Below are 6,500 nucleotides of genomic sequence, written 5' to 3' on the forward strand. Positions count from 1 at the left end.
GCGGGCTTGCCCGCGAAGGCGGCCTGACAGCCGGCCTGGTTCCCTCGGGTGTACCCGATTCACTGGTTGAAGCAATACGCTTCCGTCTCGTCGAGCACCTAACCCCGTGGCGAGGGAGCTTGCTCCCGCTGGGCTGCGCAGCAGACCCAACCCAAGCGCCGCGTTGTGTCTGTTGGATGGAGTCGCTGCTTTTAGGGCCGCTTCGCGCCCCAGCGGGAGCAAGCTCCCTCGCCACGGGTTTGCGGTGGGTCGGAAGGCTGCATAAATCATTCAGGTGCGTCGGAAGGATCCGCTTTCCAGAACGAAACATCCGACAAGTTTTTAAGGTTGTCCCTCGGAAGTGGGCTCTCTAACCTTTGAACGTCGCTGCCTAATCAGCGACCGGGTGTGGAAACCTGAACCTTTTAGCAGTGGCATGGCTGAACATCGTGTTGCCGACGTCTCGTTTCGTCTGCAAACTGCGTCTTGGCGGCTGTGCGTGGGCAGACTTCGGTCTGGCCGGGTCCTGCTAACCGGTATTTCCACCCCGCGTACCGCTGCCACCTAACTGTCGCGTGGAAACGACACAGGGATGGCTCCAATTTTTAAGCAGGAGAATTTAACTATGGATAAGTCAGTCCCAGACCCACCCTTCAACAAAACCAATCCCCTTTCCGGCTTCGACGCCATCGAAGACCTCCTAAAAGACCGCGCCGCCGCCGAGCGCGCCCTCGATCATTACCTGAATCCAAAAAAACCAGAGCCAAGCACCGATCAGCGCATCGATAGCCTGTTTTCAGTCACCGCCAAAGCCGACACCGATACGCTGCTCACCAGCACCTCGGAAACCCTGGCCTCGATAAAAGCCATGGCCGAAGACCTGGCTTTCGAAGTGGAGGGCACGCGTCGGAGCGTGGCGTTGGGGATTCATCAGTTGGTGGAGCTGTGCCAGTTGCTGGTGGACAAGGCGTTGGATCAGGTCGAGACACCGGCCAGCTCGGCCTGCCCGCCCGCTTGAGGTCGGGCACCGTCCTGTGGCGAGGGAGCTTGCTCCCGCTGGGCTGCGCAGCAGACCCAAACCTGACACCTCGGTGCGTCAGACAGATTGAGTCGCTGCTGTTGGGGCCGCTTCGCGGCCCAGCGGGGATAAATCCCCTTGCCACAAAGCATGCTCGATTCTCCGTAGGCTCTACTGTGCGGACGTACACCTGATACTTCTGACAGTAGATTTTTGGAGGCATGGTTATAAGGTAGCAACAGGCGCGCTGCTAAGCGGCGATGCCGTATTGAGCTAATCCATGGAGGAGGTGTAGCGATGGCCGCCGAAGAAATCCGTATATCTCTTAAAGACTTCGATAAAGACGAAAGCCCGGAGGTTCGGCTCGAGTTTTTTCGTGACAACAAGAGTTACTTGCTCACCTTTGTCGCTTCTTCCCTGAAGGATGGGCGCTACGACAAGGTGGGTATAAAAACCGATTTAAACGAAGATGGCGCATGCGACGAGCGAGATATTGAGTTGCTCACCCAACTCGCACAGGCGGCTGTGCCTTTGCTGAAGTAAAGGCGGTTCGATCGTTCCCCCGCCGGAGCGGGGGAACGATCAGGCATCCGTTACTCCTTCAACACCTCAACCACCCCATCCGCCGTCATGATCACTTTACTGGTACCGGCTTCCACGTCAGGCGTCACGGATTCAGCATCCATGGAACCACTTTTCATCATCATCGTTGGCGCGCGCATGAAGGGTTGTGGATAACCGTTGGTATTGAAGTTCAGGTTGACGATCTTGTAACCCTTGCCGCCCAGGGCTTCGGTGGCCAGTTGAGCGCGGGCCTTGAAGGCGTTGACGGCGTCTTTGAGCAGGGCGTCTTCGCTGCTCTGGCGGGTGGCGGTGGCGATGGCGAAGTCCATGCCGCCCATCTTCATGTCGCCCAGCAGCTCGCCGGTGAGTTTGGACAGGGCGGCGAAGTCGGCGCTTTCCAGGCGCAGTTCGGCGCGCTCGCGCCAGCCGGTGATTTTCTGGCCTTTGTTGTCGTAGATCGGGTAGCTGTTGCGGCTGCCCTGGCGCAGGGTGATGTCCTTGACCTCTTTGGCCTGGCCGATGGCTTTGTTCACCGTGGTGCTGACAGTGGCGGCGAGTTTGGCCGGATCGGTGTTCTGTTCTTCGGTATAGAGAGTGACGATCATCAGGTCGCGGGCCACTTCCTGGCTGACTTCGGCGCGCAGGGAAATCTGGTTGTAGTGAAGCTCGTCGGCGGCCAGGGCCGGCAGGCTGGCGACGGTGCCGAGGCTGAAGGCGAGCAGGGCGACGTGGCGACTGAACGTGTGCATGAAAGCTCCTTGGGATGAGGCGCAGGGGTAAGGTCCGGGCCTGCGTGAAGGATAAGACTCTAGCTTTTATGGGTGGGTTCGCACAGTTACAACTTCTATACAGATACCTGAAGCCAATGAAGAGCCCCGTGGCGAGGGAGCTTGCTCCCGCTGGGGCGCGAAGCGGCCCTAAAAGCAGCGGCTCCATTCATCTGACACAACGCGGCGCCGGGGTTGGGCCTGCTGCGCAGGCCAGCGGGAGCAAGCTCCCTCGCCACAAGGGGTATATGCAGCATTGAGAGCTGTGGCGCTTTGCCGCATATCTGCCGCTGCAACCCCTGCCTTGGTTATACTCCGTGCGATCCGCCTGGAGCGCTCATCAGGAGAGCTCATGCTCGCCCCTTTGCAAATGACTTCCGCTTCCCGCCAGAACCTCTGGCGCCTGACGTTTATCCGTATTCTGGTCCTGGCGGCCCAGGCCGGCTCCGTGGGGCTCGCCTATTGGTTCGACCTGCTGCCGCTGCCCTGGCTGCAGCTGGCGATCACCCTGGTCTGTTCCAGCGTGCTCTGCGCGCTGACGGCGATTCGCCTGCGTGCCTCGTGGCCGGTGACCGAGCTGGAATATGCCGTGCAGCTGGCCGGCGACTTGTTTATCCACAGCGCGTTGCTGTATTTCTCCGGTGGCTCCACCAACCCCTTCGTCTCTTATTACCTGGTGCCGCTGACCATCGCCGCGGTGACGTTGCCGTGGCGGTTTTCGCTGATCCTTTCCGGCATCGCCCTGGCGCTGTACACCTTGCTGCTGGCGCGCTTCTACCCGCTGGAAACCTTTCCCATCGCCCGGGAGAACCTGCAGATCTACGGCATGTGGCTGAGTTTCGCCCTGGCGGCGGCGGTCATCACGTTTTTTGCCGCGCGCATGGCCGAGGAGCTGCGCCGCCAGGAAGAGCTGCGGGCCATCCGTCGTGAGGAGGGCCTGCGGGACGAGCAATTGCTGGCCGTGGCAACCCAGGCTGCCGGTGCCGCCCATGAATTGGGTACACCGCTGGCGACCATGAGCGTGCTGCTCAAGGAAATGCGCCAGGACCATCACGACCCGGCACTGCAGGACGATCTCAGCGTGCTCCAGGACCAGGTCAAGCTCTGCAAGGAAACCCTGCAATACCTGGTGCGTGCCGCCGAGGCCAATCGCCGGCTGGACATCGACATGCAGGCGGTCACCTTCTGGCTCGACGATGCGCTGAACCGCTGGCACCTGATGCGCCCGGAAGCCAGTTATCGCTTCCAGTGCCTGGGCAAGGGCGTGGTGCCGCGCATGGCACCGCCGCCAGACCTGACCCAAGCACTGTTGAACCTGCTGAACAATGCCGCCGATGCCTGTCCCGACAACCTGGAAGTGGCGTTGGACTGGAACGCTTATGAACTGACCATCTGCATTCGCGACCACGGTGCCGGTGTGCCGCTGGCGATTGCCGAGCAGATCGGCAAGCCGTTCTACACCACCAAGGGCAAAGGTTTCGGCCTGGGCCTGTTCTTGAGCAAAGCCAGCGTGACACGCGCCGGCGGCTCGGTGAAACTCTACCCCCATGAGGAAGGCGGCACGCTCACCGAGCTGCGCCTGCCCCATGCCGACCGAGGAGACGAAACATGAGTGACGAGATCCAAGTCGACGGCGAAGAACTGCCGCATCTGTTGCTGGTGGATGACGATGCCACCTTCACCCGCGTCATGGCCCGGGCCATGTCCCGTCGCGGCTTTCGCGTCAGCACCGCCGGTTCCGCCGAGGAAGGCCTGACCATCGCCCAGGCCGACCTGCCGGACTACGCCGCCCTGGACCTGAAAATGGACGGCGATTCCGGCCTGGTGCTGTTGCCCAAGTTGCTGGAGCTGGACCCGGAAATGCGCGTGGTGATCCTCACCGGTTATTCGAGCATCGCCACCGCGGTCGAGGCCATCAAGCGCGGTGCCTGCAATTATCTGTGCAAGCCGGCGGATGCCGATGATGTACTGGCGGCGCTGTTGTCCGAGCACGCCGACCTCGACACCCTGGTGCCGGAAAACCCCATGTCGGTGGATCGCCTGCAATGGGAGCACATCCAGCGGGTGCTGACCGAGCACGAGGGCAATATCTCCGCCACGGCCCGCGCCCTGGGCATGCACCGGCGGACCTTGCAGCGCAAATTGCAAAAGCGTCCCGTGCGTCGCTGAACCTGCGCTGAACAGGTGTTGTCCACCCTCGCGACACATCGGGCCGTTGCTTTATGATCGGCCCCAGCGTCATGTATCACAAATACTGTTCCTTTTTGACGGCGTCTGTTGCCGTCATGCTGCGTTGCCGCTCCTCGCCATAGCGGGCTATGACTCGTCGCGGCGCCTTGCCTGACGACAACAGCCACTCGTCAAAAAGAAACGTATTTGCGAAACATGACACTAGTTCTTTTCTTTATCGAGCCTTAACCATGAATCAGAACGCTGAATATTCCGCGGTCAATGACGCGGTGCGCGGGCAGTTTTTCCGCCGTGTCTGGCAAATGACCACGCCGTACTGGCGCAGTGAGGAGAAGGGCAAGGCCTGGACGCTGTTGATCGCGGTCATCGCGCTGTCGTTGTTCAGCGTGGCGATCTCGGTGTGGATCAACAGTTGGTACAAGGATTTCTACAACGCCCTGCAAGAGAAGAACAGCGCGGCGTTCTGGCAGTTGATCCTGTATTTCTGCGGCATCGCGGCGGTGGCGATCCTCGGCGCCGTCTATCGCTTGTACCTCACGCAGATGCTCACCATTCGTTGGCGGGCCTGGCTCACCGAGCAGCATTTCGCCCGCTGGCTGGGCAACAAGAATTACTACCGGCTGGAGCAGGGCGGCTATACCGACAACCCGGACCAGCGGATTTCCGAAGACCTCAACAGTTTCACCACCAATACCCTGGGCCTGGGGCTGGGATTGCTGCGCACCGTGGTCAGCCTGGTGTCGTTCTCGATCATCTTGTGGGGCGTGTCCGGCAGCATCGAAGTGTTCGGCTACACCATCCCCGGCTACATGTTCTGGTGCGCCCTGGTGTATGCGGCGGTGGGCAGTTGGTTGACGCACCTGATCGGCCGACGCCTGATCGGGCTGAACAACAACCAGCAACGCTTCGAAGCCGACCTGCGTTTCTCCATGGTCCGGGTGCGTGAAAACGCCGAAAGCATTGCGCTGTACAACGGCGAACCGAACGAGAACCGCCGCCTGAGTGGGCGCTTCGGGCTGGTCTGGCATAACTTCTGGGACATCATGCGGGTGTCCAAGCGCCTGACGTTCTTCACCTCCGGCTACGGCCAGATCGCGATCATCTTCCCGTTCATCGTTGCCGCGCCGCGCTACTTCGCCGGCAAGATCCAGCTGGGCGAACTCATGCAGATCAACTCGGCTTTCGGCAATGTGCAGGAGAACTTCAGCTGGTTCATCAGCGCTTACGCCGACCTTGCCGCGTGGCGCGCCACCTGCGATCGTCTATTGAGCTTCCGCCAGGCCATGAGCGACAACGAAGACCGCGTGCCGGCCATCGATGTGCAGAACCAGGGGAGTGCGTTGGCGGTTCATAACCTCGGCTTGGATCTGGCCGACGGTCGTCATCTGCTCGACAACGCCGATATGAGCGTGGCACCGGGCGAGCGGGTCATGCTCAGCGGTCGTTCCGGCAGTGGCAAGTCGACCCTGTTTCGCGCGATGGGACATTTGTGGCCCGCGGGGCACGGGACGATCCGGCTTCCGGCGGCGCGTTACCTGTTCCTGCCGCAAAAGCCCTATCTGCCCATTGGCAGCCTGCGGGAAGTGTTGAGTTATCCACAGGCTGGCGACGTCTACCCCAACGAACGTTATGCACAGGTGCTGGAAACCTGCCGCCTGCCGCACCTGATCCCGCGGCTGGATGAAAGCAACCACTGGCAGCGCATGCTCTCGCCTGGCGAGCAACAACGCCTGGCCTTTGCCCGTGCATTGCTTTATGCACCGCAATGGTTGTACATGGACGAAGCCACGTCGGCGATGGACGAAGAAGACGAGGCGACGCTGTACCAGGCGCTGATCGACCAGTTGCCGGGCCTGAGCATCGTCAGCGTCGGCCACCGAAGCAGTTTGAAACGTTTCCATCCGCGACATGTGCGTATCGAAAATGGCCAACTGGTGGAGCGCACCGTGACAGCATAAACACCCAAGACCTGTGGGAGCGAG

6 protein-coding genes are annotated in these 6,500 nt (G+C 60.8%); 5 read left to right on the top strand and 1 reads right to left on the bottom strand.

Annotation, left to right across the window (positions count from 1 at the left end):
• Positions 1-604: 604 nt before the first annotated feature.
• Both J4E53_RS18265 and J4E53_RS18270 read left to right on the top strand, forming a co-directional pair.
• Complete coding sequence (locus tag J4E53_RS18265) at positions 605-997, top strand: DUF6124 family protein (RefSeq protein WP_060739185.1); 393 nt, start codon at positions 605-607, stop codon at positions 995-997.
• Positions 998-1,294: 297 nt separating this feature from the next.
• On the top strand, positions 1,295-1,540 hold the full coding sequence (locus J4E53_RS18270) for a hypothetical protein (protein ID WP_060739184.1): 246 nt from the start codon (positions 1,295-1,297) through the stop codon (positions 1,538-1,540).
• A gap of 50 nt (positions 1,541-1,590) precedes the next feature.
• Here the strand turns inward: J4E53_RS18270 and J4E53_RS18275 are convergent, their stop codons facing one another.
• Complete coding sequence (locus J4E53_RS18275) at positions 1,591-2,310, bottom strand: SIMPL domain-containing protein (RefSeq protein ID WP_060739183.1); 720 nt, start codon at positions 2,308-2,310, stop codon at positions 1,591-1,593.
• A gap of 370 nt (positions 2,311-2,680) precedes the next feature.
• Between J4E53_RS18275 and J4E53_RS18280 the strand changes: the two genes are divergently transcribed.
• The 3 genes from J4E53_RS18280 to J4E53_RS18290 all read left to right on the top strand — a co-directional run bounded on the left by J4E53_RS18280 (position 2,681) and on the right by J4E53_RS18290 (position 6,476).
• Positions 2,681-3,940 (top strand): ATP-binding protein, encoded by a 1,260-nt coding sequence (locus J4E53_RS18280; RefSeq protein WP_060739181.1) that lies wholly within the window; start codon positions 2,681-2,683, stop codon positions 3,938-3,940.
• Entirely contained in the window at positions 3,937-4,497 is a 561-nt protein-coding gene (locus J4E53_RS18285) for a response regulator transcription factor (RefSeq protein WP_003177957.1), read from the top strand. Before J4E53_RS18280 ends, J4E53_RS18285 begins: the two co-directional genes overlap by 4 nt.
• 251 nt (positions 4,498-4,748) lie before the next feature.
• Entirely contained in the window at positions 4,749-6,476 is a 1,728-nt protein-coding gene (locus J4E53_RS18290; protein WP_072410830.1) for an ABC transporter ATP-binding protein/permease, read from the top strand.
• The last annotated feature ends 24 nt before the right edge of the window (positions 6,477-6,500 follow it).

This window comes from Pseudomonas sp. FW305-28 (genome assembly GCF_017351395.1).
GTDB lineage: Bacteria > Pseudomonadota > Gammaproteobacteria > Pseudomonadales > Pseudomonadaceae > Aquipseudomonas > Aquipseudomonas fluorescens_AA.

Excerpts from the sequence above, each read along its gene's own strand:
- J4E53_RS18265 (WP_060739185.1), top strand. The coding sequence starts at position 605 with ATGGATAAGTCAGTCCCAGACCCACCCTTCAACAAAACCAATCCCCTT.
- J4E53_RS18270 (WP_060739184.1), top strand. The coding sequence starts at position 1,295 with ATGGCCGCCGAAGAAATCCGTATATCTCTTAAAGACTTCGATAAAGAC.
- J4E53_RS18275 (WP_060739183.1), bottom strand. The coding sequence starts at position 2,310 with ATGCACACGTTCAGTCGCCACGTCGCCCTGCTCGCCTTCAGCCTCGGC.
- J4E53_RS18280 (WP_060739181.1), top strand. The coding sequence starts at position 2,681 with ATGCTCGCCCCTTTGCAAATGACTTCCGCTTCCCGCCAGAACCTCTGG.
- J4E53_RS18285 (WP_003177957.1), top strand. The coding sequence starts at position 3,937 with ATGAGTGACGAGATCCAAGTCGACGGCGAAGAACTGCCGCATCTGTTG.
- J4E53_RS18290 (WP_072410830.1), top strand. The coding sequence starts at position 4,749 with ATGAATCAGAACGCTGAATATTCCGCGGTCAATGACGCGGTGCGCGGG.